The 24,096-nt window shown below is 69.4% G+C and carries 23 protein-coding genes, 1 pseudogene and 2 riboswitches; of the genes and pseudogenes, 8 read left to right on the forward strand and 16 right to left on the reverse strand.

Going from position 1 to position 24,096, the window contains the following annotated elements; translation table 11 throughout:
• Positions 1-64: 64 nt before the first annotated feature.
• The 3 genes from cobBC to H507_RS0101305 are packed head-to-tail and all read right to left on the reverse strand — an operon-like array spanning position 65 to position 4,979.
• Positions 65-2,590, reverse strand: a complete 2,526-nt coding sequence (gene cobBC, locus H507_RS13870; protein ID WP_022908916.1) for a bifunctional hydrogenobyrinic acid a,c-diamide synthase/histidinol phosphate aminotransferase CobBC — start codon at positions 2,588-2,590, stop codon at positions 65-67.
• Positions 2,587-4,059: a cobyric acid synthase gene (locus H507_RS0101300; protein WP_022908917.1), complete on the reverse strand. Its 1,473-nt coding sequence runs from the start codon at positions 4,057-4,059 to the stop codon at positions 2,587-2,589. Before H507_RS0101300 ends, cobBC begins: the two co-directional genes overlap by 4 nt.
• Positions 4,056-4,979, reverse strand: a complete 924-nt coding sequence (locus H507_RS0101305; RefSeq protein WP_245558804.1) for a CobD/CbiB family cobalamin biosynthesis protein — start codon at positions 4,977-4,979, stop codon at positions 4,056-4,058. Before H507_RS0101305 ends, H507_RS0101300 begins: the two co-directional genes overlap by 4 nt.
• Before the next feature lie 45 nt (positions 4,980-5,024).
• Between H507_RS0101305 and H507_RS0101310 the strand changes: the two genes are divergently transcribed.
• A complete protein-coding gene (locus H507_RS0101310) occupies positions 5,025-5,600 on the forward strand; it encodes a histidine phosphatase family protein (RefSeq protein WP_026377608.1) in 576 nt (191 codons plus the stop codon).
• A 53-nt stretch (positions 5,601-5,653) separates the two neighbouring features.
• Here the strand turns inward: H507_RS0101310 and nicT are convergent, their stop codons facing one another.
• The 8 genes and pseudogenes from nicT to cobI all read right to left on the reverse strand — a co-directional run bounded on the left by nicT (position 5,654) and on the right by cobI (position 13,107).
• Entirely contained in the window at positions 5,654-6,739 is a 1,086-nt protein-coding gene (gene nicT, locus H507_RS13875; RefSeq protein WP_022908920.1) for a Nickel transporter NicT, read from the reverse strand.
• 259 nt (positions 6,740-6,998) lie between these two features.
• Positions 6,999-7,817 carry a uroporphyrinogen-III C-methyltransferase gene (cobA, locus tag H507_RS13880; RefSeq protein WP_022908921.1) on the reverse strand — a complete coding sequence of 273 codons (819 nt, stop codon included), beginning with the start codon at positions 7,815-7,817 and terminating at the stop codon, positions 6,999-7,001.
• Entirely contained in the window at positions 7,810-8,457 is a 648-nt protein-coding gene (locus H507_RS0101325) for a precorrin-8X methylmutase (protein ID WP_022908922.1), read from the reverse strand. Before H507_RS0101325 ends, cobA begins: the two co-directional genes overlap by 8 nt.
• On the reverse strand, positions 8,444-9,709 hold the full coding sequence (locus H507_RS0101330; RefSeq protein WP_022908923.1) for a CbiX/SirB N-terminal domain-containing protein: 1,266 nt from the start codon (positions 9,707-9,709) through the stop codon (positions 8,444-8,446). Before H507_RS0101330 ends, H507_RS0101325 begins: the two co-directional genes overlap by 14 nt.
• Positions 9,706-11,439: pseudogene (gene cobJ, locus H507_RS13885) on the reverse strand (precorrin-3B C(17)-methyltransferase); the annotation flags it as partial. The gene H507_RS0101330 and the pseudogene cobJ, both read right to left, overlap by 4 nt.
• Entirely contained in the window at positions 11,421-11,564 is a 144-nt protein-coding gene (locus H507_RS17920) for a hypothetical protein (protein ID WP_022908925.1), read from the reverse strand. The pseudogene cobJ and the gene H507_RS17920, both read right to left, overlap by 19 nt.
• Complete coding sequence (cobM, locus tag H507_RS13890) at positions 11,561-12,373, reverse strand: precorrin-4 C(11)-methyltransferase (RefSeq protein WP_022908926.1); 813 nt, start codon at positions 12,371-12,373, stop codon at positions 11,561-11,563. Before cobM ends, H507_RS17920 begins: the two co-directional genes overlap by 4 nt.
• Complete coding sequence (gene cobI / locus H507_RS0101350; protein ID WP_022908927.1) at positions 12,370-13,107, reverse strand: precorrin-2 C(20)-methyltransferase; 738 nt, start codon at positions 13,105-13,107, stop codon at positions 12,370-12,372. The genes cobM and cobI overlap by 4 nt, the downstream gene beginning before the upstream one ends.
• Positions 13,108-13,160: 53 nt before the next feature.
• Positions 13,161-13,277: riboswitch (cobalamin riboswitch) on the reverse strand.
• 43 nt (positions 13,278-13,320) lie between these two features.
• Between cobI and H507_RS13895 the strand changes: the two genes are divergently transcribed.
• Positions 13,321-14,103, forward strand: a complete 783-nt coding sequence (locus H507_RS13895; RefSeq protein ID WP_022908928.1) for a cobalt-precorrin-6A reductase — start codon at positions 13,321-13,323, stop codon at positions 14,101-14,103.
• A gap of 34 nt (positions 14,104-14,137) precedes the next feature.
• On the opposite strand, the gene cobF is transcribed toward H507_RS13895, so the two are convergent.
• On the reverse strand, positions 14,138-14,905 hold the full coding sequence (cobF, locus tag H507_RS0101360) for a precorrin-6A synthase (deacetylating) (RefSeq protein ID WP_022908929.1): 768 nt from the start codon (positions 14,903-14,905) through the stop codon (positions 14,138-14,140).
• 181 nt (positions 14,906-15,086) lie between these two features.
• On the reverse strand, positions 15,087-15,896 hold the full coding sequence (thiD, locus tag H507_RS0101365) for a bifunctional hydroxymethylpyrimidine kinase/phosphomethylpyrimidine kinase (RefSeq protein ID WP_022908930.1): 810 nt from the start codon (positions 15,894-15,896) through the stop codon (positions 15,087-15,089).
• A gap of 82 nt (positions 15,897-15,978) precedes the next feature.
• Positions 15,979-16,086, forward strand: a riboswitch (TPP riboswitch).
• Between thiD and thiC the strand changes: the two genes are divergently transcribed.
• From thiC to H507_RS0101385, 4 genes are all read left to right on the forward strand, one after another.
• Positions 16,081-17,805, forward strand: coding sequence for a phosphomethylpyrimidine synthase ThiC (gene thiC / locus H507_RS13900; protein WP_022908931.1), 1,725 nt, complete (start codon positions 16,081-16,083; stop codon positions 17,803-17,805). It overlaps the preceding riboswitch by 6 nt.
• On the forward strand, positions 17,802-19,148 hold the full coding sequence (locus tag H507_RS0101375; protein ID WP_022908932.1) for an MFS transporter: 1,347 nt from the start codon (positions 17,802-17,804) through the stop codon (positions 19,146-19,148). The genes thiC and H507_RS0101375 overlap by 4 nt, the downstream gene beginning before the upstream one ends.
• Positions 19,145-19,927, forward strand: coding sequence for a hydroxyethylthiazole kinase (thiM, locus tag H507_RS13905; RefSeq protein WP_022908933.1), 783 nt, complete (start codon positions 19,145-19,147; stop codon positions 19,925-19,927). The genes H507_RS0101375 and thiM overlap by 4 nt, the downstream gene beginning before the upstream one ends.
• Positions 19,928-19,932: 5 nt before the next feature.
• Entirely contained in the window at positions 19,933-20,601 is a 669-nt protein-coding gene (locus H507_RS0101385) for a thiamine phosphate synthase (protein ID WP_022908934.1), read from the forward strand.
• 663 nt (positions 20,602-21,264) lie between these two features.
• On the opposite strand, the gene H507_RS13910 is transcribed toward H507_RS0101385, so the two are convergent.
• Entirely contained in the window at positions 21,265-21,741 is a 477-nt protein-coding gene (locus tag H507_RS13910; RefSeq protein WP_169512670.1) for a COG4705 family protein, read from the reverse strand.
• A 92-nt stretch (positions 21,742-21,833) separates the two neighbouring features.
• Between H507_RS13910 and H507_RS18025 the strand changes: the two genes are divergently transcribed.
• Together H507_RS18025 and H507_RS18030 are read left to right on the forward strand one after the other, a co-directional pair.
• Positions 21,834-22,277, forward strand: a complete 444-nt coding sequence (locus H507_RS18025; protein ID WP_211217279.1) for a DUF1294 domain-containing protein — start codon at positions 21,834-21,836, stop codon at positions 22,275-22,277.
• Positions 22,262-22,402 carry a DUF1294 domain-containing protein gene (locus H507_RS18030; RefSeq protein ID WP_211217280.1) on the forward strand — a complete coding sequence of 47 codons (141 nt, stop codon included), beginning with the start codon at positions 22,262-22,264 and terminating at the stop codon, positions 22,400-22,402. The genes H507_RS18025 and H507_RS18030 overlap by 16 nt, the downstream gene beginning before the upstream one ends.
• A 12-nt stretch (positions 22,403-22,414) precedes the next feature.
• Here the strand turns inward: H507_RS18030 and H507_RS0101400 are convergent, their stop codons facing one another.
• Positions 22,415-22,978, reverse strand: a complete 564-nt coding sequence (locus H507_RS0101400) for a dihydrofolate reductase family protein (protein ID WP_022908936.1) — start codon at positions 22,976-22,978, stop codon at positions 22,415-22,417.
• 113 nt (positions 22,979-23,091) lie between these two features.
• Complete coding sequence (locus tag H507_RS0101405) at positions 23,092-24,084, reverse strand: aldo/keto reductase (protein WP_022908937.1); 993 nt, start codon at positions 24,082-24,084, stop codon at positions 23,092-23,094.
• Positions 24,085-24,096: the final 12 nt, after the last annotated feature.

Raw genomic sequence — 24,096 nt, forward strand, 5'->3', positions numbered from 1 at the left:
GCTGAGGCCGGGCCCGGGGCGGTCTCGTCGACGGGTTCGATAGCGGATATCAACTCCGTGGTCGTCATCGGGTCTCCTCGTGGTCGGATGATCCGTGGGTGGAGGCCGTGGATCCGGTGGGGGCGGGGTCCGGAGGTCGGCCGGATAAGAGGACGTCCCGGATGGCACTGACAAAGGCCTTGGAGGTGTCGGGGTCTCGCACCGCGACGCGGATCCAGCCATCGCCGAGCCCGGGGAACGTGTCGCCGCGCCTGACGGCGAATCCACGCGTGACCAGCCGGTCGCGGATGCCGACACCGGTGTTCACCAGCACGAACGGTGCCTGAGACGGGACGACTCTCAGCCCCGCCTCCTCCAGCAGTCCCACGAGCTCGGATCGATCGGACGCCGTCCGCCGCGCGAGGTCGGCCGCATCGGCCCGGGCCTCGGGACTGAGGCAGGCGGTGATCGCATCCAATGCCGGCGTCGAGACACCCCAGTGGGCCTGCTGCGCCCTGAGCCGGGCGATGAGCTCGGGGTCGCCCACGACATACCCGGCTCGGATCCCCGCGAGCCCCCACGTCTTGGTGATCGACCGCAGGACAAGGGTCCGGGTAAGGTCCACGCCGGGGGCGAGCAGACTCTCCCCGGCACCCGGCACAGCGTCCATGAATGCTTCGTCGACCACCAGAACCGCGCCCGGATTCCGGATCACCTGCAGGCGCGATGCGGGATGCAGCACCCCGCTCGGATTGGTCGGGTTTCCAACGAAGACGGCCTGCGTGTCCGCGCTCGCCAGCCGGGTGGCTGCCCGGTGGTCCAGGACGAACGGGGCGGGAAGGATGAGGTGTCGGACGGGCGCCCCGACGGCCCGCAGCGCCTCGTCGGGTCCGGAGAACTGTGGGTGCACGACGATCGAACGGGGTTGGAGCGCCCTGGCGATCAGAGTGAAGGCCTCCATCCCGCCGGCCGACGGCAAGACGGCCTCGAGCGGGACTCCGTGTGCCGCGGCGATGGCCTCCCGGGCCGGGGTGTCGTCAGGGTAGTGGAGCCAGCGCGCGGGGTTGGCGACGAGCCGGTCGACCAGCCACGCAGGTGCCTCCCGACGTACGTTCACCGCGAGGTCGATGAGCCCGGGCACCGCGTCGAGGTCGCCGTGATGCAGGAATGCGGTGCCGCTGCCGGGAGCGACGAGGACTGGTTCGGGTTCAGGTTCAGTCCGCTCCCATCCCCGCCCGGAGGCCGCGAACGCCGCGGCCGCGTCCGCGAGCCGTTGAGCGAACAGCGGGAAGCCCGCCCAGTGCACGTGCTGGTAGCTGGCGAGCAGGCTCGGGACGCCGCTGGTGGACCGGGTGAAGCCGTCGCCGCGCTCCCCCACCCGCCAGGCCGGCTGATTCGGCGCCGACAACAGGCGGGTGTGGTGGAACTCGTGGGCGTGCACCCGCTCCCCGGCCCGAGCGACCAGCGAGTCGGCCGTGGCCACCACTTCGTGGTAGCCCAGTGTCAGGCGCGGGGACATCACGGCGTCCACCGGCAGTGCGCCGGCCATCGGAGCTCCATCGAGGCTGCGGGACAGGTAAAGCAGCCCAGCGCACTCGGCTACGGTCGGAACGCCGGCCGCAACCGCGGCGGCCACATCGGCCCTGAGACGGGCGTTGGCGCTGAGCCGGTCGGTGAACACCTCGGGGAACCCGCCCCCGATGTAGATCCCTGTCGTACCGGCCGGCAGCCCCGGGTCGCTCAAGGGGTCGAACGTCACAACCCGGCAGCCTGCGGCCGCGAGCAACTCCGCATGTTCCGGATAGCCGAACGTGAAGGCCCGCCCGGTGGCGACGGCGATCACCGGGGTCCCGGACACCGGGCGGACCTCAGCCGCGGGGCACCAGTCCGTGTCGCCCAGGGGTGGCGCGGACTCCGCAACCTCGCGCAGCAGGTCGAGGTCGACGTGGGCACCGACCAGGTCGACAGCCGCGGCGACCATGTGCTGGGCCGAGTCCAACTCGGCCGCGGGCACCAGTCCGAGGTGGCGTGAGGGAACCTCCACCCCGGTGGCGCGCGGGATGGACCCGAGGACCGGCACCCCGAGGCCTTCGATGCTGGCTCTCAGCTCGGTGAGGGTGCGACCGCCGTACGACCGGTTGAGGATCACCCCCGCGACCCGCACGTCCGGGTCGAAGCGGGTGAGCCCCAGCACGGTCGCGGCCACCGTGGTGCTCGCCCGGGACACGTCGACGACAAGCACCACCGGGGTCCCGGTGAGCCGGGCGACGTGCGCGCTGGACCCGAGGCCGTTGCTGCATGTTCGCCCGTCGAACAGGCCCATGACCCCCTCGATGAGGGCCAGGTCGGCGGGGCGCGGGGCATGGAACCCGTGCCGCAGCAGGGGGACGATGCGCTGCTCGCCGCACAAATGAGGGTCGAGGTTACGGCACACCCGGCCGGCCGCCACGGCGTGGAAGCCGGGATCGATATAGTCCGGCCCCACCTTGAACGGCGCGACCTCGCGGCCCTGGCCCCGGAGGGCCCCGATGAGTCCCATGGTCACGGTCGTCTTGCCCTGGCCCGAGGAGGGCGCCGCGATCAACACCCGCGGGATCGGCGTAGGGCTCACCGGTCGCTGCCTGCGATCGCGATGATCCGGTTCAGGTCGAGGTGCGTCTCAACGGCGTCGGCGAGCGTGTCGATCATCCGCTCCCGGCGTTCCGCGAAACCGGGCGAGGCGGGGTCAGGACGCCACCGGCGTCCGGTATGACGTGCGGCGTGGGTGAGCCACGCCCTGCGGAAGCGGTCGTTCTCGAAGATCCCGTGCCACAGCGTTCCCCAGGTCGCTCCCACCCGGCATCCGTCCAGGAACTCCTCGGCCGCCGACTGCACGTCGCAGCGCCCGTGGTGGATCTCGTAGCCGACCACCGGCAGGCCCTCCCACTCGCCCCCAGGGGTGGCAAGCACCTTCTCGGCGGCGAACACGACCTCCACCGGCAGCAACCCGAGGCCCGCGACTTCACCCGGCGCTCCCTCCACTCCCGTCGCGTCGACGATCCGGGTCGCCAGCATCTGGTATCCGCCGCAGATGCCGATCGTGGTGCGCCCCGCCGCGTGCCGCGAGGTGAGAGCACGGGCCAGACCGGTCCGGCGGAGCCACTCGAGGTCGGCCATGGTGGAGCGGGTGCCCGGCACCACCACGACGTCGGCGTCCTGCACCACGGCAGCGTCATGGGTCACGGAGACGACGACGCCCGGCTCGTGGGCCAACGCGTCGACGTCGGTGGCGTTGGACACCCTGGGCAGGGCGATCACCGCCACCCTGAGGACGTCCCTGGATTGGCTCGGAGCCAGGCCCCACCTCCCGAGATCGAGCGAGTCCTCACCATCGAGAGCGACGCCGTGCAGCCAGGGCAGCACCCCCAGACACGGCATGCCCGTGCGGGCGGTGAGCTCGACGAGCCCCGGCTCCAGGACATCGGGGTCGCCGCGGAACTTGTTGATGACGTAACCGGCCAGGCGCGCCCGGTCGGCGGCGTCAACGATGCCCCAGGTGCCGTAGAGCGAGGCGAGGACGCCGCCCCGGTCGATGTCACCCACAACGATGACCGGCAGGTCGAAGCGGGCCGCCAGGCCGAGGTTGACGTAGTCGCGGGCGCGCAGATTGATCTCAGCGGGGGAGCCGGCCCCCTCACAGACCACCAGATCGTGGGCGTCGGCGAGGTCCTCGAAGGCTGCGAAGGCCGACGCCGCGAGCTCCCCCCGCCCAGTGGCGTACTCCCCCGACCGGAGCGTGCCGAACGGGAGCCCCCGCAGCACGACATGACTGGTGCGATCACCGCCCGGTTTGAGCAGCACCGGGTTCATCGCGGTCGTCGGAGTCAGCCCGGCGGCCTGTGCCTGCAGGACCTGGGCTCGTCCGATCTCTCCGGCCGGCCCTGAACCGTCGGGCGGTACGACCCAGGAATTGTTCGACATGTTCTGGGCCTTGAACGGTGCGACGTCCAAGCCGCGGCGGTGCAGCGCGCGACACAGCCCCGTCACGACCAGCGACTTCCCGGCGTCCGAGCTCGTGCCCGCGACGAGCAGCCCGGTCACCGGCGTCGCCCGACCAACAGGGCGGCGACGACGGCCGTGGCCGTCAGCGTCGCGGCGTCGACCAGTCGAGCCGCCCGTCGCACGTCGGTCGTGGTGCACGCCCGGTTCTCCCTGCCCATAACTGGACGATCCTCCACCCTGCCACCCGGGTAGACGTTCCGCCCGCCCAGTCGCACGCCGAGCGCACCCGCCATCGCCGCCTCACACCATCCCCCATTGGGACTCGGGTGGCGTGAATGGTCTCGAACAAGAACCCGCCAGGCGACGCAAGCGTTCCCACCCACAAGGGGTGCCAGACCCGCGAACAGGACGCCGGTGGCCCGCGCCGGCAGCAGGTTCAGGAGGTCGTCGAGCCGCGCCGAGGAGGTCCCGAACCTGGCGTAGCGGGCGCTACGGTGCCCGACCATCGCGTCCAAGGTGTTCGCGCCACGGTGCAGCACCAACCCGGGGATGCCGAGGACGCCACCCCAGACCAGGGATCCGGTGACGGCGTCACTGGTGTTCTCGGCCAGGGACTCGACCGTCGCGCGCGCCAGCTCAGATGCGTCCAGCCCTTGAGGAAGCCGACCGCACAGGTGCGGGAGCAGGGCGCGGGCCCCGTCCAGATCCCCCACCTCGAGCAGATCGGCCATCTGCCGGCCGGTCTCAGCGAGTTGACGGCCTCCCACCACGGTCCACGCCACCAGAGCGACTGGTACCGCGGCAATCAGCCCACGGGAAAGGCCCCCGCGCGTCATCCGGCTCGACGCCCGTTCCGCGCCAGCAGCGACACCCACGACCGGGGCGAGGGCGGCCACGGCGAACACTGTGCCGGCCAGGCGCGAGTCACGCCACGCCCTGCCCTCCAGCCATGCGGCCCAATGACCGAAGCCGGCGACTGGATGCCAGCGCTGCGGATCGCTCAGTGTCCGGTCGAGCATGATCCCGACGCTCAGTCCCACGGCGCGCGCGATTAGGTTGGGCCCGTGCTGTTCTTGGTCCGTCATGGTGAATCCACCTGGAATGTTGAGGGTCGTCTGCAGGGACAGACCATGGGCGTGCCCCTGACTGTTCGGGGGCGCCGGCAGGCGCGCGAAGCCGCCGACCTGCTGGTTCGGGCGGGGATGCGTCGCCCCGTCCGGTTGTTCTCCAGTGACCAGGCACGGGCAGCCGAGACGGCCGCCATCATCGCCGCCCGGGTCGCAGTCCCCGTCGCCTTCACACCGGAACTGCGCGAGCAGTCCCTGGGGAGCCTGGAGGGCCGGCTGGCCCGGGGCCTCAGCGCGCAACCGATCCCAGAGGGCGCCCACGTGTCGGAGATCGCCTGGGGAGGTGGTGAGACGATCGAACAGGTGTGGGTGCGGATTGCGAGCTTCACGCAAACCCACCTCCTGCCCTGCCCGGACGACGATGTCATCCTCGTCACGCATGGCACGCTGCTCCAGGTGTTCCTGTCGTACCTCGAGGGACGCAGCCACCGCGACGTCGACTGGGACGTCCTGCCCCGGAATGGGCAGGTGATCATCCGAGCTCTTCCCGCGTTCCCGGTTCCTCGGCCCTGATCGGAACGAGATCCTGCCCGGGCCACCGCCGGGGGGCATCAGGCAGCGCGCCATCATCCTGATCCGTCCACGTCGGAAAGCTGGTTTGCAGTCCAGCGTTCTTCGACCCGCAGCAGTCGCCACGAGACCACGGCGAGCGCCCACGTGACCGCGAAGAGACCGGCGATGATGAAGCCCACCTCGTTCATCCGGATGCCGCTGATCCAGTCGCTCACCGGGTTGCGCCAGCCGCCTTGATCGTGCAGCACGGCGACGAACTCGATGGACCCGATCACCAAGGCGACGGCGACCGAGAGGCCGGTGATAGACAGGTTGTAGTAGATCTTGCGCACCGGGTTGAGGAATGCCCAGTCGTAGGCGACGCTCATGAACATGCCGTCGAGGCTGTCGAGCAGGCTCATCCCCGCCGCGAACAGCAGGGGAAGAGTCATGACTGCGATCCACGGAAGCCGCTGCGCCGCCCCGCTTCCCGCGAGAACCAGCAGGCTGACTTCGGTGGCAGTGTCGAAGCCCAGCCCGAACAGCAGCCCGACAAGGTACATCTGCCAGGGTCTGGTCACTGTGCGGTTCAGACGTGCCAGCAGGCGTGTGACCAGGCCGGCCGCTGTCAGTCCGGCCTCGAGCTCCTGTTCGGACAGGGCGCCGGTGCCAACCCTCCGAAGCATTCGGGCGACTCGCGCCAATGCCACCAGGTTGAGCACGCCGATGAGATAGAGGAAGCCGCCTGACAGGCTTCTGCTGACCAGTCCGAGCACATGGTCGACCGAACTTCTGCCCCCGGTGAGCGTCGCCGCCAGCCCGGCTCCACTCGCGACCAGCGCGGCCAGGACCCCCACGATCGTCGAGTGCCCCATGGCGAACCAGAAACCTACCGAGGTGGCCCGGCCACCGTCGCCCCGCAACCTCCGCGTGGTGTTGTCGATCGCGGCGATGTGATCCGCGTCGAAGGCGTGACGCAATCCGTAGGTGTAGGCCGTCAGGCCCAGCCCGACTCCGAACACCCCGTCTCCGACCCGGTGGTGGAGGGGCACATCGACCCCGATCAGGAGACCGAAGGCGGCCACGTGCAGGAGGAGCACGATCGTCAGCACGCCCGACGCGTCGAGCCAGTCCGCGCGGTGCCACGCTGCCAAGCGCACGCGGAACCGGCCATTCCGGGACCCTGGCGCTCTGCTGACAGGGGCGGGTCGCATGGACACCTCCTGTGGGATCTCGCGTCCCGATCAGTGGGGGTTCCCGGGGCGTCAGGGTCTGGCTTCCAGTCCGAGGACTGGTCACAGTGGCGCGACCGCGCCGGGTTCTCACCGGCTTCCTGTCCGCCCGGGAGGGGCGGGTGCAACACTATCCCCTCGGCCACGGCGGACGCGCTGGTGGTCATGAGGTCCACGGCTGACGGCGTCATAGCTCGTCGACGGGCGAACTCGGGCTAGTCGGAGTGGTTCCCGACGTACCCGGGGTCAGTGATCCGAGGTCCATCCCGGCGACGTGCCCGATCACGGTGAGCGCGGGCTGTCGGAGTTGATGTTCCAGGGACATGGCGGCGATGGTGGCCGCGGTTCCCCGCACCATGCGTTGCTCACTGGTGGTCGCCTTACTGACGACCGCAGCGGGGACGTCGGGGTCGAGCCCTCGAACGATGAGGCCGTCGCAGATCTCGGCGAGGTGGGTCAGGCCCATCATGATCACGATCGTGCCTGACTGCTGAGCAAGGGCGTCCCAGTTCACGCTGGATGCTGGATGGTTGGGTCCGACGTGTCCCGACACCACCGTGAACCCCTGGCTGACGCCGCGGTGCGTCACCGGGATCCCGGCGAGTTCCGGCCCCGCGATGGCCGAGGACACACCGGGGATGATCCGCACGGGTATGCCGGCCTCGGCGCAAGCTAGCCACTCCTCGCCGCCTCGCCCGAACACGAACGGGTCGCCTCCCTTGAATCGCACCACCCGGGCGCCGGAACGGGCGTAGTCGATCAACAACTCGTTGATCGTCTCCTGCCCGGTCTGAGGCCCGTGAGGAATCTTGCCCACGTCGACGAGGACCGCGTCGGGACGGACCTCCACGAGGCAGGCCAGTGGTGCGAGGTGGTCGTACAGCACCACGTCGGCCTGCCGTAGCGCGCGGAGACCTCCCACGGTGAGCAGGTCGGGGTCCCCTGGACCAGCTCCGACCAGAACCACCTCGCCCGCTGTCCTGTCGGACTTCTCGTCCTCAGCCACCTGTCGCTCCATCCCTTCCGCACAGTGCGTTGACCGCCGCTGCTGTGACGGCGCTCCCCCCGCGACGGCCGTGGACCACCAGATAGTCCAGGCCGAGATCGTTGCCGGCCAGCGCCCGCTTGGACTCCGCGGCGCCGACGAATCCCACGGGGATGCCTACGACGGCGGCCGGCAGCAGCGATGGGTCACCGGCCAGGACCTCGAGCAGGTGGAACACGGCGGTGGGAGAGTTGCCGATCGCGATCACCGCACCCTTCAGGTCGGGTGCCCACAAGTCGACTGCGGCGGCGGTCTTGGTGGTTCCCAGGCTGGCCGCCAATCCGGGTAGGCGCGGATCGTCGAGGCTGCAGATGATCCGGTTGTCACGGGGAAGCCGGGACCGGATGATGCCGCTGGCGACCATTCGCGAATCACACAGGATCGGAGCGCCCCGGCGCAGCGCGTTCGAGGCCGCCTCGACGAATCCGGTGGACCAGGCCATGTCGTCGGCCAGGTCGACCTGGCCGCTGGCATGGATCATCCGGGTCACGACAGGCCGGAGCGCTTCCGGGCAACGGGTGAGGTCGGCCTCGGCCTCGATGGTGGCGAAGGATTGCCGATAGATCTCCGCGGCGTTCTTCTCGTAGTCAAATCGACTCATCGGCCACCCCCAGGCACTTGATGATCTGATCGCGAAGGCTTGCCGACCGTTTCGGATCCCGGTCGGACAGGACGGCGATGGTCGCTCCGCCGATCGCTCCGGTCGCGGGCGTCCACGCCGATCCGAGGGTCGCGCGGTCGGCGCGGACGCAGAACGTGTGCAGCTTGTCCGCGGACGCGGCCACGGCAGCGTTGAGTTCGTGGTCGTCGGTAGCTGCCAGGACGTACCACGCGTCCTCCACGTCCGAGGCCCGGAACCCCCGGGGATGCCACCTGATCCGCCGGTCCGTGACCAGCGGCTGCAGGGCCGGGTGCAGGTCGGGTGCCACGAGTGTCACGTCGGCGCCGGCTGCCAGCAGGGCGGGGATTCGGCGGTGGGCGACCGTCCCGCCACCGACGACGACCACCGGCCGTCCTCGCAGCAACAGGCCAGCGAGATAGGCGGGCGCCGGTGGTAGTGGCTCGAGCGTTCGAGCACTCTCCCGGTAGCGGGTGACGACCAGGTCGGCCAGTTCGGGACTGTCACCGATCGGGTCCGCCACGCGCACGTGAGCGTGGGGGTGATCGAGGGCCCATTCGGAGGCGGCGTCCCGCACCCAGGTGGTGAGGCGGCCCGGGAAGAGGTAGTGCGGCATGACGACGAGTTTGCGGTGGCCGACGGCGTGCGCCATGTCCAGGGCCTCGGCCACGCTGGGCAGGGTGACCTGAATGAATGCCGGCGTGGCGTGGGCGTATCCGCCGGACTCCTGCAGCAGCCGGGTCAGCCGCACGTGGTCGGCGTTGGCGTCGGTGACGCTGCAGCCACGGCCCACGACGACAAGACCGACTTCGCTCACGTCCCAGTCGCCCCGCGCACGCTCGATCCGCTGGAGTGCCGCGGAGACCAGGGGCGCCGGTGCTCCCAGGTGCCGGGAACACACCACCCGGGCCTGCCCGTGGCCGCGACGACCGGCCTCGATCGCCTCGGGAATGTCGGCACGGACGTGGCCCCCCGCGCCGATCATCAACGGCACGACGACGACTCCGTCGGCGCCGTCGTCGAGCACGGAGGCGAGGGCGCTTTCGATGGTGGGTGGGGTGAGTTCGACGAAGGCCGCCTCGACCCGCACCCCGGGCAACAGCGATCGAACTCTGTCGGCCAAGGCCAGGCACTCGACGACGCCTGCCCGGTCACGGGTCCCATGCCCGGCGAGGACCAGCGGGATCGATGGCGACTCGGGAGGGGTGGCCGGGTCCGTGGGGTCGAGGGTCACTTCGGCATCCAGTGGTAGTCGCGGGGGGTCACCATCACGGTTCGCCCGTCACCCGCGGGAAGATAGCGAGTGGTCGACGAGCCGACGATCACCAACGAGTTCATGTTCACGACCTCCGGATTGAAATCGCGCAGCGTGGCCAAGGTCACTGCCTGATCGGGACGATCGGCCTCCTCGACGACCGCGACCGGTGTCGAGAGCGGGCGATGCTGGGCGAAGATGGCCAACGCGTCCGGGAGATGATGCAGGCGGGTGCGGCTACGCGGGTTGTACAGCACGGTCACAAGGTCCGCCTCAGCAGCCGCGCGGATGCGGGTGAGGATCGTGTCCCAGTCAGTGTGCAAGTCGGATAGCGAGATGGTGGCGTGGTCGTGACCCAGGGGCGCGCCCAGGATCGCGGACGCCGCGAGGCTGGCGGTGACACCGGGGATGACCTCGACCTCGATCCCGTCGGTCCCCTGTTCCAACGTGGGCGAGGCCATCGCGTAGATGGCCGGGTCACCCGAGCAGACCAGTGCCACGTTGTGGCCTTGGCGCGCGAGGGCGATTGCGCTCGCAGTGCGTTCCTCTTCCTTCCCCATGGGCGTGCTGACGATCCGGGCTCCCGGGCGGATGAGGTCGCTCACCTGAGCGATGTAGGGGCGATAGCCCACCACGATCGACGACGCGCTGATCGCCCGCTGCGCCCGGGGGGTGGTGAGATCACGCGCCCCGGGCCCTAGGCCGACGATGACCAGACGTCCTCGCGGGGGGATGCGTCCGATCGCGCAGGTGGCCTCCCGCGTCCGCTGTTTGTCCACCACGAGGTGGGCGCCGTGCGCGAGCACCGACGCTTCGGCGACGCTGGACGTGCCGACGACCGCTAGCGGCGCGTCGCTGGGATTGGGGACCTTCTGGACACCGAGGACTTCGGCCGGGTAGGTGATCAAGGGCACGCCCAACTCCGCGGCCAGATCCAGCAGCCCTGGTTCGTCGGCCTTGGCGTCCACTGACGTGATCGCGGCGACGGACGCTGAGGCGAGACCGGCCCCGCCCAGTGACTGGTCGAGCAGGGCCCGCAGGCTCGACCCCGACGTCCCCCTGTTGCAGCCCATCCCGACAACCAGGCTCTGCGGGTTGAGAACAACCATCGGGACATCCCCCGGGTCGGCGACGATCCGATCGGACACCAGGACGCGGGCCAGGGCGCCCGGGTGGAGGGCGTCCCCAGGCTCGAGCACGGCGACATTGTGCGGGAGGGGCGGCAACGGCCAGCGGCTCGTCCGAACGAGGTCGACGGGTTCCCCGTCGAGGATGCAGCGCGACACCGCGGCCACGTCGCCGGTCCAACGCCAGCCGAGTGTGTCGAGCGCGGGGACGCCCAGGGAGTCCGTGGCAGTGGTCACCACCGCGACCGCCCCGAGACCCTCCGCCACCCGTCGAGCCAGCTCGTTTGCCCCCCGCCCGTGCCCACCGACGAGGGGAACGACGAACCTGCCGGCATCGTCGACGACCACCACGCCCGGGTCGGTTCGCTTCGACTGAAGCAGAGGGGCGATGATCCGGGTCGTAGCACCCACAGCGAGGTGGCTGATGATGACATCGCACTCAGTCCAGGCGCGCGGGAGGCCGGCGACGGCGCCGTCACCATAGCGGCGGCTGGGTTCGCCGAGGATCCGATCGATGTCATCGGCACGGGCCCTGCTGGCCGAGCCGTTGGTCACTTGACCGATCATGCGGAGACTCCCGTCATCAGGTCGAGGGACGCGGCCTCTGCTCTCAGCCGCCCCTCCCCCAGCCATTCGTCGGGGCTCGGGTGCCCGGCCACCGTGCAGACGCGGCCGGCGAGGGCCACCAACACGGGGGCTGCGATCATGGCTCACCTCGGGTACTGAGGGGCGTTCCGTCGGACCCGCGGAACGCGTGCCGGAAGCCGGGATGGTAAAGGTGACTGCGCGTCGTGCCCTGCTCGGCCAATGCGGGGCCGACAAGGACGACGGTGTGCTTCCAGAGCTTGCGGGCCTTCATGCTCGCGGACAACTCGTCGAGCCGACACCGCAGCATCACCTCGTCGGGCCAGCTGACCCGAAAACCCACGATGCAGGGAGTCTCCGGCGGATACCCCCCGGCCAACAACTCCTCCTGCAGCATCCTGTTGCGGGCCGCGGACAGGTAGAGGGCCATCGTCACCCCGTGTGCCGCGAATCCCCGGACAGTCTCCCGGGAGGGCATCGGCGTGCGGCCGCCCTCGAGACGGGTGAGGATCATTGTCTGACTCACCTCGGGAACGGTGACCTCCGCATCCATCCGGGCAGTGGCCGCGGAGAAGGCCGACACCCCGGGAATGGTCCGGTGGCCGATGCCGAGGCGGTCGCACAGCCTCCGCTGTTCCGCGATGGCGCCGTAGATCGAGGGGTCACCGGTGTGAATGCGCGCGACGAGCAGGCCCTCATCCCTCGCCCGCTCGTAAAGCGGTGCCAGGTCCTCCAAGGACGCTGAGGCCGAGTCGATCACCAGCGCGTCGGGACGCACCCCGGCGATGACGGCGGGGTCGACGAGGCTGGACGCCCAGATCACGATGTCAGCCTCCGCGATCACCCGAGCACCGCGGAGCGTGATCAGATCGGGGGCGCCCGGGCCGGCGCCGACGAAAACCACCTCACCCAGCGCGGCCGTCGAGCTCACAGTCGACCTCCGGTCGCCGTCCGCCGCGGTGTGACCAGCAACGTTGAGAAGTAGGGCGCTTGGTCGGCGTCCACCTGGGACACGGGGGTGATCATCTGCCCCTCCAGGCCGATGTTCACCCCGAGCACCCCGTCGCGCCCATGGCGCTTGATCAGGGCGACCAAGTCAGCGAGTCGGCGTCCACCCTTGTAATACACGACCGCATCGGACGCATCCAGCGCCGCTGCGACCACCTCGTCGCCGGCGGTGGCCGGGATCAACGCCAACGTCTCCTGGCCCTCCACGAGAGGAATCAGACTTTCAGCGGCAAGTGCCTGCATAGCGGTAATTCCCGGCACCACCTCAAAGGCGATGCCCGGCACCGCGGCTCGCACGTGATCGGCGAGGTAGGAGAACGTCGAGTACACGCTGGGGTCCCCGACTGTTGCGAAGACCACCAGGCCGGCGCCAGCTTGGAAGGCGTCGATCGTCGCCTGGGCGGACGCGGCCCAGGACTTGCGGCGTTCGGCGCCGACCCCCCGCCGCTCCGCCATGCTGAACGGGATCCGCCGGATCCTTCCGACCACCGCGGGACACCCGGCCACGACGATGCGCTCCGCATGCCCGGGCCCATCACCACTCGACTCGGTCGCGGGAACGAGGATCACGTCTGCACACTCCAAGACGTGAACCGCCTTACGGGTGAGCAGTTCAGGGTCACCGGGACCCACGCCGACCCCGATCAGGGTCGGCATCGTTCGGGCAGGGCAAATCACGGAGCCTCCTCAGGTGTCCACGCCTGACGCACAACGCTCTGCAGCGAGGCGAGTTCCTGGCTCCCGGAAAACCGGTCACAGTGGCGGGACCGCCCCGGATTCACCTCTCGGCTCACCGGAGTTCCTCGACCTCTCGCTGCCCCGCCAGTCTGGCACACTCGGTTCCAGGCCCTGACCCCGGGAGGGACAAACGTGGATCGCACGACGACGGGCCCCGCCGACCACGGGCCTGTTCTCGTTCTCGGGGGCACCACCGACGGCCGGGAACTCGCCACACTGCTGGTGGCTGCCGGTATCCCCGTCACCTCATCGCTCGCCGGCCGGGTGACCCAGCCGAACCTGCCGCCAGGCGGCGTCCGAATCGGAGGGTTCGGTGGCACCACCGGCCTGATAGACTTCCTCCGGAGCCACGCGATCACGGCCGTCGTGGACGCCACCCACCCGTTCGCCGAACACATCACCGCGCACGCGGCGCTCGCCTGCAACCACACCGGGACACCCCTGCTGCGGCTGGCCCGCCCCAGTTGGTCAACGCGCGCCCAAGCAGCCACATGGCACTGGGCCGACGGCCTCACCGAGGCTCGCATCGTCGCCGAGGGCCTCGGCTCCCGCATCTTCCTCGCGATCGGTCGACAAGACCTCCACCGGTTCGCGTCCTGGGAACACCGGTACGTGCTGACCCGCGTCATCACCGCACCCGAGTCAGCCCTGCCCGAGTCATGGGAAGTGATCTCGGCTCGCGGGCCCTTCCGTTGTGACGACGAGCAGGACCTGATGCGGAGCCGGAACATCCAGGTGCTCGTCACGAAGGACTCCGGCGGACCCACTACGGCCAAACTCGATGCCGCGACCGTGCTCAACATTCCAGTCGTGATCGTCCGGCGACCTGCCCTTCCGGCGGGTCTCGCGACCGTGTCCTCGCCACGAGAGGCGTTCTCGTGGGCGGCCCGCATTCGTGGCAACGCCCGACGCTGACCCGGACGCGACCCCGGCCCGGAAGTGGCTCAGATCAGCGCCGCCTGAGCAGATACGTGTCGAACACCCAGCCCTTGCGGGCGACAGCCTCGGCCCTCGCCCGCACGATGTCGTCCCTCACCTGCGCCAGAGGCCCACGGATGAGGATCTCGTCGTCAGTACCGAGGTAGGCCCCCCAATAAATGTCGACGCCGGCGGGGTCGATCTCGGTGAACGTCTGGTGCGCGTCGAGCATCACAACAACGTCATCGACCCCATCCGGCAACCCGTCACGGACCAGGCGCGCCGGAGTGATCTCGACGGAACGGCCCTGCCTGTTCAGAGGAATGCCATGGCGCGCCGTGAGCGCGGACACGCTGCTGATTCCCGGGATCACTCGAAGCCTGATCGGCGACTCGCTGTCGGCGGCCTCGTCCGCCAGTTCCCGCGCGATGGTCACGGTGCTGTCATACAGACCAGGATCGCCCCACACCAGGAATCCCCCGCACTGGCCATCGTCCAAGTGGGCATCGATCGCCGCGCCCCACTGGACGAGGCGTTCGGCCCGCCATTCAGCCACCGCCACGTCATAGTCCGAGGCGCTGCGCCACGGACGGGGCGGGTCCCTCAATTCGACCGTTCGAAGCGGTGTCTGGCGATGCCGAGCGATCACGGCACGTCGCGCCTCCACCAGATCGTCGAGCGACTCCTCCTTACGGACCACGAACAGCACGTCCAGAGACGTGATCAGCCGAGCCGCTTCCACCGTGACCCAGTCTGGGTCTCCGGCTCCGATACCGATCAGAGCAAGTTCACGGCTCACGATGCCCGCACCGAATCGTTGCCCGAGTCGACCACATACCCACCATGGCGGGACCTCCCCCATCGATTGACGCTTCACACTACGGGTCGTCCCGTCCTCACCGCATCCAGCCACCAGCCCCGCGCCATCCTCACGGGGTTCGCCAAGGCCAGAGGTGGGAGAGTGGGGGCCCCATCACCACTCAGCGCCGAGCCCTGAGGCGGACGCCGTGATCGAGAGGCCCGTTACCGTTCCCCACGTTCAGATCGTCGGCGCCACGGATGGTGTCCGTCAGCCACGTCTTGGCGTCCCTCACCGCCTCTTTCCAGCTGGGACGCTGTGGCCGAAGGGCCGCGATGGCGGAACTGAGCGTGCAGCCCGTCCCGTGGGTGTGTCGGGTGGGGATCCGCGGCGACTCGAGCAGTCGGGGTGCGGACTCGTCCCACCACACGTCGACGGCGGCCGACTCCTGGGACAGGTGGCCGCCTTTGACCAGCACCCGACGGGCTCCCAGGGCGGCCACCTGCTCGGCCTGGTTGATCATCTCGGACACGGTGCGCGCCACTGGTGTCCCGGTGAGGGCGGCGGCCTCGTCCAGGTTCGGTGTTACGACATCGACGAGTGGGAGCAACTCGCGCATGGCGCTGACCGGGTCGGTCAGCAGCCGCGCTCCCGAGCTCGAGACCATCACCGGGTCGAAGACGCTCGGCGTCCCGGCCAGAGGTCCGGCGAGGCGCTCGGCAACCATGGACGCCGTCTCTTCCGATCCCAGCATGCCCACCTTCACGGCGTCCGGGCAGATGTCGACGAGCAGCGTGTCGAGTTGCTCGGCCACGAGCCCGGTGTCCAGCGGGTGGGAGGCGGCGACCCCCCGGGTCGACTGGGCGGTGATGGCGGTGATGACCGCCATGCCGTAGGTGTCGAGCGCGAGGAACGTCTTCAGATCGGCCTGGATCCCGGCTCCCCCGGAGGGGTCGGAACCGGCGATGGTCAGCAGGCGGGGGATGCTCATCCACCGATTGTCGCGCCCGGTCCGCCCCCTTCCACAGTCGAGCTCGGGACTTGGCCGGCGCCCAGGCGAGGGCTTAGGCTGAAGTCGATCCCACGGGAGCCCCAGCAGGGGCTGAGATCAGGCTGAAGCTGCCTGGACCGTTTGAACCTGTCCGGGTCATGCCGGCGAAGGAAGAGAGACGTCCATGGCAGAAGTCCATCCTCAACACCGTGCCCAACTTCTGACCGACGGTCAGATCGAGGTCCCCGTCACCGCGATCAGCCTTGCGGATTCCCCCGACGGCACCACCAATGACGACATCCTCGTGTACCGCACCTCCGGGCCGGGCTCGGTCCCAGAGGTGGGTCTCCAACCTCTGCGCGAGGGCTGGATCGCCGAGCGCGGCGACACGGAGTCCTACTCCGGGCGCGGGCGCCACCTCACCGACGACGGCACGTCCGCGGTGCGCCGGGGTGAGGCGTCCGCGGCGTGGTGCGGGGAGCAGCACGCAACCCGGCGGGCACGTCCCGGCTCGACCGTGACGCAGATGCACTACGCACGCCAGGGGATCGTCACCACCGAGATGCGCTACGTGGCCCTGCGGGAGAACATGGCGGTCGAGCGGGTGGTGAGCGAGGTGGCGTCGGGTCGGGCGATCATCCCGGCGAACATCAACCACCCCGAATGCGAGCCGATGATCATCGGACGTGCGTTCCTCACCAAGGTCAACGCGAACATCGGGAACTCGGCGGTGACGAGCAGCATCGCCGAGGAGGTCGAGAAACTCTCGTGGGCCACCCGGTGGGGCGCCGACACCGTGATGGACCTGTCGACCGGAGACGACATCCACACCACGAGGGAGTGGATCCTGCGCAACAGCCCGGTGCCCATCGGCACGGTGCCGATCTACCAGGCTCTGGAGAAGGTCAACGGCCGGGCCGAGCTGCTCACCTGGGAGGTCTTCCGCGACACCGTCATCGAACAGGCCGAGCAGGGCGTCGACTACATGACCATCCACGCGGGCGTCCTGTTGCGCTACGTGCCGCTCACCGCGCACCGGGTCACCGGCATCGTCAGCCGCGGCGGCTCAATCATGGCCGCCTGGATGCTGGCCCATCATCAGGAGTCGTTCCTCTACGAGCACTTCGACGAACTCTGCGAGATCTTCGCCCGCTACGACATCTCGTTCTCGTTGGGCGACGGGTTGCGTCCGGGGTCCATCGCCGACGCGAACGACGAGGCGCAGTTGTCGGAACTGCGGACGCTGGCGGAGCTCACCGAGCGGGCCTGGGCCCACGACGTGCAGGTGATGGTCGAGGGCCCGGGTCACGTGCCGCTCAACCTGGTGGCCGAGAACGTCGAGTTGGAGCAGGACTGGTGCCATGGCGCCCCGTTCTACACACTCGGTCCGCTGGTCACCGACATCGCGCCTGGCTACGACCACATCACCTCGGCGATCGGCGCGGCCGTCATCGCGATGCACGGGACGGCGATGCTCTGCTACGTGACCCCCAAGGAACACCTTGGCCTGCCCAACCGTGACGACGTCAAGACCGGCGTCATCACCTACAAGATCGCCGCTCACTCCGCCGATGTGGGCAAGGGCCACCCGGGGGCGCGGGACCGCGACGACGCGATGAGCAAGGCCCGGTTCGAGTTCCGGTGGCGTGACCAGTTCGCGCTGGCTCTCGACCCGGAGACCGCCGAGGCCTTTCACGACGAAACCCTTCCGGCGGAGCCTGCCAAGACCGCGCACTTCTGCTCCATGTGCGGGCCGAAGTTCTGTTCCATGCGGATCAGCCAGGACATCCGCGACACCTACGCCTTGGACGGGATGCGGCAGAAGTCGGCCCAGTTCGTGGCCCTCGGGTCGGAGCTGTACGTGGACGCCGACGTGCAGGGCGCTGGCCTGGCCGAGGGCCAGGGATGAGCACGGTTGCACAGGGGACGGTCGCCGCTGCGGATACCGGCGTTCGTCCGCAGCGGGCACGGAGGGCGGCGCTCCGGGGTGGGATCGCGGGCAACTTCGTCGACCAAATGCACATCTTCCTGCCGGTGACCACCTTGGGTCCGGCCCTCCCGGTGCTCGCGGGTGACTCGGCGGTGGTGTCGAGTGTCGCTTACGTGGTCATGGCCACGCTGATCGGGCGACCGGTCGGGGCGATGATCTTCGGCCCCATCGCTGACACCCTCGGCCGGGTGAGGACCACCCGCATCGCGATCGCGGGAACCGCTATCTCGACCGGCGTCATCGCCCTCCTGCCCACTCACCAGGTGCTTGGCGTGTGGACGATGGTGCTTGTCATCGCGCTGCGGTTCCTGGGCGGGGTCTTCCTCGCCGGGGAATACACCTCGGCCATCCCGCTCGCGATGGAGTGGTCCCGGCCTCGCCAGCGCGGCCTCGTGTCCGGTCTCGTCATGTCGATGTCCCCCTGGGCGCAGGCGAGCGTCGCCTTCGTCACCGTCGGACTGCTCCTCGGCCTGGGTCGCGGGGAGTACGCCGCATGGGGCTGGCGCATCCCCTTCGCAGTGGGCGCGCTGGCGTCGGTGCTGATGCTCGTCTACTACACGCGCCGCGTGGTGGACGCCAACAACTTCACACCCGCCAGATTCCGCGCCGACCGTCCGGGACTGCGCGATGTACTCTCCGGCCGCTGGGCTCGCTCGTTCTGGCAGGTGTTCTCCCTCATGACAGGGCTGTGGCTGATGACGAACATGGCCGTCATCCTGATGGCCCAACGACTCTCCACGGACGGCCATCTCGACTCGACCGGTGTGGCCCTGATCATGGGTGCCGCCGCGGTCGTCCAGGCCCTGGTGATGGTCGCCTCGGGACACCTCTCCACCGTCCTTGGACGCCGCAGACTGCTCGTCCTCTGGGCCGCCGTCGCCCTGGTGGCCTCGCCGCCGCTGTGGCTGTGGGTGACCAGCGCCTCGTCCGGGCTGCTGGACGTGGGGCTGGGGGTGGCGGCACTGCAGGCCGTGACCGTCTGCGCCTACGGGCCGATGGGCGCCTACCTCACCGAGCGCTTCCCGACGCCCGTGCGAGCGACGGCCTACGGGACGGCCTACTCCCTGTCGATCGTCGTCCCGGCCCTCTACCCGTACTACCTGCCGGGGCTGGCGCGGATCGCCGGGCATCAGGGCGCCCCGATCGGCTTGCTCGTCCTCGGAGCTGCGCTGGTGCTCGTGGCCAGCGCACTCGGCCCCCGACTCTCACCCTCCGACCTGGACGGCGATGTCGATTCGGTGGCCGCAGGGGTCGCGAGATGACCGAGTTCGCGGACGTCGTCGACCGGGTCCGTGACCAGTCTCCACTGGTGCACTGCATCACCGGGAGCGCGTCGATCAACTACGTCGCCAATGCACTCCTGGCGGCGGGAGCGCGCCCAATGATGACCGATACCGGTGACGATGCGCCCCACGCGGTCAGGTCGGCGGCGGCACTGCTCGTGAACCTGGGCACCCTTTCCTCGGACGCCGCAACGGCGATTCTGCCGACCCTCGAGGCCGCGCACGCCCTGGCCCTGCCGTGGGTGCTCGACCCGGTGGGCATCGGGAGTCTCCCGACGCGCACGGCCCTCGCCCGGCAGCTGGCGTCACTGCGCCCCACGGCCATCCGCTGCAATCCGTCGGAGGCCCTGGTCCTCGCCGGAGACGGGCAGGGTGGTTCCGGCCCCGACAACACTGCTCCCTTCGAGGACGCAGTGCGGGCGGCTCGGCCACTGGCGAGTCGCCTGGGTGCTGTGCTCGCGATCTCGGGGCCCGGCGACCTGGTCACGGACGGGTGCCGTAGTCAGCAGATCTCCTCAGGACATGCCCTGCTGCAGCGGGTCACGGGCACCGGCTGCGCCCTCGGGGCGCTCGTCGCCGCCTGCTGCGCCGTCGCCGACCCGTTCCTCGCGACAGTCACCGCACACGCGTGGCTCGGGTCGGCCGCCGAACTCGCCGCCGCCGAGGCGTCCGGCCCCGGCGACTTCGCCTGGCGCCTGCTCAACGCGCTCGACTCCGTCCTACCCGAAGCGGTCGCGGCCACCGCCTCCCGTCGATGACCGCCGTGGGCGTCGACTTCCGGCTGTACGCACTGACCTCGGGTACCGACCGGCGCGCGGTTCAGGTTGCCGCACAGGTGGCTGCGGGCGGCGCCGGGGTCGTCCAGGTGCGAGCGAAGGATGCCACCACCAGACAACTACTCAGCCTCACCATCGAGGTGGCGCGGGCGGTGGCCTCCGCCAACCCTCGGACTCGGGTGCTGGTCAACGACCGCGCCGACGTCGCCTGGGCCGCGCGCCGGGCCGGAGCAACGGTGCACGGCGTCCATCTCGGAGCCGACGACCTGCCGCCCCCCGACGCACGGGCCCTTCTCGGACCCGAGGCCCTCATCGGCGCCACTGCGGGGTCGCTGTCGGCCGTCGCCGCCGCGAACAGCCTGGCCGGGGTCGTCGACTACCTGGGGTGCGGTCCGCTGCGTCACACACCCACCAAGGACACCGGCCGGACTCCCCTCGGCATCGAGGGATACTTCCACCTGGTGGGTGCGACCGAACTACCAATCATCGCCATAGGGGACGTCCAGAGCGACGACATCTCGTTACTCGCCGCAGCAGGCGTCAAAGGAGTCGCCATGCTCCGGGCCCTCAACGACGCACCGGACCCGGGGGCCGTCGCGCGCTCGGTGCTGGCCGCCTGGAGCGCGCAGGCCCGTGAAATTGCTCGTGGCGTTTGAAGTACCCAGCTTGCGCCGGATCGCGGTACGGCCGCTCCCGGGTCAGCATGTCACAGGTGATCCCGGCCACTGCCTGCAGCCCGGTGCGAGTGCATCGCTAGGCCGTCGGCCGAAGTCGATTTCGCCGACGGGGGCGAACTCGACCGAAGGTCTCATCCCCAGCGAGACGTCAGACTGCGACACCCCCGCAGGTGACCTGCCTGGGGAGGACGACGTAACCCAGGCTAGGTAGCCCCCGGACCTCGTGCCAGCGCTTGACGGCCGGCCTTGTACAACAGCGAGCGACTGATGCCGGTGGCGTTCGCACAAGCCACTGACCTCGCCATGCTCAGCATCATCAGCCCAGTTCGTGATCACTGTCCGCCCGGTCGGGACCGCGCTGATGGGCAAACTCGATGACCCGACCACGGTCGTCGACCCCTCACTGCGCGTCAAGGGCATCGAAGGTCGCCGACGCCTCGGTCATGCCCAGCCTCATCCGAGGACACACGATGGCCCCATCAGTGTTCATCGGCTACCGCGGCCCAGCTCATCGCGAAGGAGACCACGCCGAGCGGAGGCTGCACATCGCGTCCGCTGACGCTCGAGTACGAGAGAACCCGACGATCAGAGCGCCGAGGACTAGCGTCACCTGCCCGTCGCCAAACCCCCCACCCCCGAGGCTCACCGGCTTGGCGAGCCAGTCCGCGACCGACGCACCCAAGGGACGGTGCCAATGTAGGCGAACCAGAACGAAAACACCGGTTTCCAGCCGTAGCGCGTGTAACCCACGGCGGGCACGAGGATCAGCGCGGCGAGCAGGACGACCGACGCGAAGAAGCCCAGGTGTGCGGTGTACGCGGTGAACTCGCCCAGTGCGGTGCCCATGGCGAACGTCGCCGCGACAGCCGCCCAATAGAACAGTTTTCGGCGCACAGTGTCGACGAGGTGGATGGACAGGGTCCCCCCAACCCGGCGCCAGGGGAGGAATACCGCGGCCAGCCCCACGGCGTACAACCCGGACGAGACCGTGTAGGGGACGCCGAACCCGACGTGCAGCACGTCCGCGGCCATCGTCCCGAACATGCCGACCATGACCACGGCCAGCCAGTAGGCCCACGCGACGTAGCGTCCCCGACGGACCTGCACGATCAACGCCACGCAGAAGCTGAGTGGCGCGGCACTAAGCTCGCTAGCGCGGCCGCTATTGTCGCCCATTCACGCCCGGAGGCAGGGTGAGGCAACACGGTGTCGTGACCCGCTGGAATGACGAGCGGGGCTTTGGCTTCATCACCCCTACCGCAGGTGGTTCCCAGGTCTTCGTCCACGTCAGCGAACTACCCACGGGTCCTCGTCCGGTGGTGGGAACAGCCGTCACCTACAGCGCCCAGACCGAGGATCGTGGGCGGCTTCGGGCCACGCAGGTCGACTGCGGAGGACGTCCGGGCCAAGCCCGCCGAGGAAGACATGGCGTGGGCGCTGCCGCGGCCCTGTCCGTCACCTTCCTGGCCGTGGTGGGCGCTCTCGCCGCCGTGAAGGTGCTCCCGATCGCAGCCTTGCTCGCCACTTTGCTGATGAGCCTCGTCGCCGTCGTCCTGTACCGCCGGGACAAGTCGGCTGCACTTCGAGGCGCGTGGAGAACGCCCGAGTCGACGCTGCACGTGGTTTCTGTACTGGGCGGATGGCCCGCGCGCTGATCGCCCAGAGGCTCTACCGACACAAGACCAGCAAGAGACCGTTCCAGATCGTGTTCTGGTGCACGGTCGTGGCCAACGGCGCATTGCTGGCCTGGCTTGCCTTCCCGCCGCCCGTCGACCTCTGAGCAGTCGAACAATCAGTCCGAGCGGACCGCGTACCGCACGTAGACGACCCCGTTGTCGAACCGCCGCTCGTCCAAGAGGGCGAGGTTGAGTCGCAGACCGCGCGGTAGGGCCGGCTTCCCACCACCCACCGCCACCGGGCAGAGCAGCAGTACGCACTCGTCGACCAGGCCGTGCCGGAAAGCCTCCGCGGCAATCCCCGCGCCACCGATGCTCAGATCCGAATCGCTGCGTTCCTTGAGAAGCCGCACGCCCTCCGGGTCGAAGTGATTCTCGATGAGGGTCCGCGCGGTCGACACCTCGGTCAGGGTCGAGGAGTAGACGACCTTGTCGGAGGCACGCCAAATCTGCGCGTATTCACGCACGACCTCTGGCTCGTCCGCCAGCCAGTCGTCGTCCTCCCAGACGCGCATCGTCTCGTACATGCGCCGTCCGTAGAGGGACGTTCCGATACGGCGTTCGTGGTCGTTCCAGAACGCGTGCACCTGCTCATCCGGCACCGACCAGTCGAAGGCTCCGTTCTCGTCCTCGAGGTACCCGTCGAGTGAGACGTTGGCCGCATAGATCAACTTGCCCATGACACCTCCGCGAGATCAGGGCTCAAGCTTGCAGCGTTCAGCGTCCCCCGACAAGGGCGACCACGACAGCCACCCCCGGCGGCACACATGTCCCCAGTGGTCCGCCGTTGCGGTCAGAGGTTGGTCTGCGCCTCCAGGAATTCGGGGTAGCGCCCGCCCTCGATCTCGATCGCATCAGAGGCTGCCGTGAGAGCGTCCACCTCGGCCGCCGTCAGCTCGACATCGGCCGCGCCGGCGTTCTCCGCCAAGCGGTGGGGCTTGGTCGTGCCGGGAATCGGCACGATCCACGGCTTCTGGGCGAGCAGCCAGGCCAGCGCAACCTGTCCCGGGGTGGCTCCCTTCGCTTCGGCGACAGACGTGACCACCTCGACGAGGGCGAGGTTCTTGGCGAGTGCCTCGGGAGCGAACCGGGGAATCTGGGCGCGAAGGTCCGTGCCCTGCTCGAACGTTGTCGAGGCGGCGACAGTTCCGGTCAGGAAGCCCTTGCCGAGCGGACTGAACGGGACGAACCCGATGCCGAGCTCCGCGCAGGCGGCCAGCACACCTTCCTCGGGGCGCCGCCACCACAGTGAGTACTCGCTCTGGATGGCCGTCACCGGGGTGACGGCGTGGGCGCGGCGGATGGTGGCCTCGGCGGCCTCCGACATGCCCCAGTGCTTGATCTTGCCGGCTCGGATGAGCTCTCCCAACGCGCCCGCGAACTCCTCGATCGGCACCTCGGGATTCACCCGGTGCTGGTAGTAGAGATCGATGACGTCGACACCGAGCCGCTGCAGCGAACCATCGACGGCCGAGGCCACCTCGTCCGGGAGCAGCATGCGTCCGGTGGGTCGGCGTTCGGCCGGATCGATGTGCTGGGCGAACTTGGTGGCGATCACCACCTGGTCGCGGACGGGTGCCAGCGCCTCACCGACCAGTTCCTCGTTCGCGTGCGGGCCGTAGATCTCCGCGGTGTCGAAGAAGGTGACTCCCAGGTCGAGGGCACCGCGGATCATCGTGATCATCTCGCCGCGGTCAGGTGACTGGCCGTAGCCGCCGGTCGTGGTCATGCAGCCCAAACCGATGGCTGAGACCTCGAGGCCTTGTCCGAGTGTGCGCTGGTGCATGAGGTCATTCCT

Origin of the sequence: Aestuariimicrobium kwangyangense DSM 21549 (genome assembly GCF_000421525.1) — a bacterium.
Classification (GTDB): domain Bacteria; phylum Actinomycetota; class Actinomycetes; order Propionibacteriales; family Propionibacteriaceae; genus Aestuariimicrobium; species Aestuariimicrobium kwangyangense.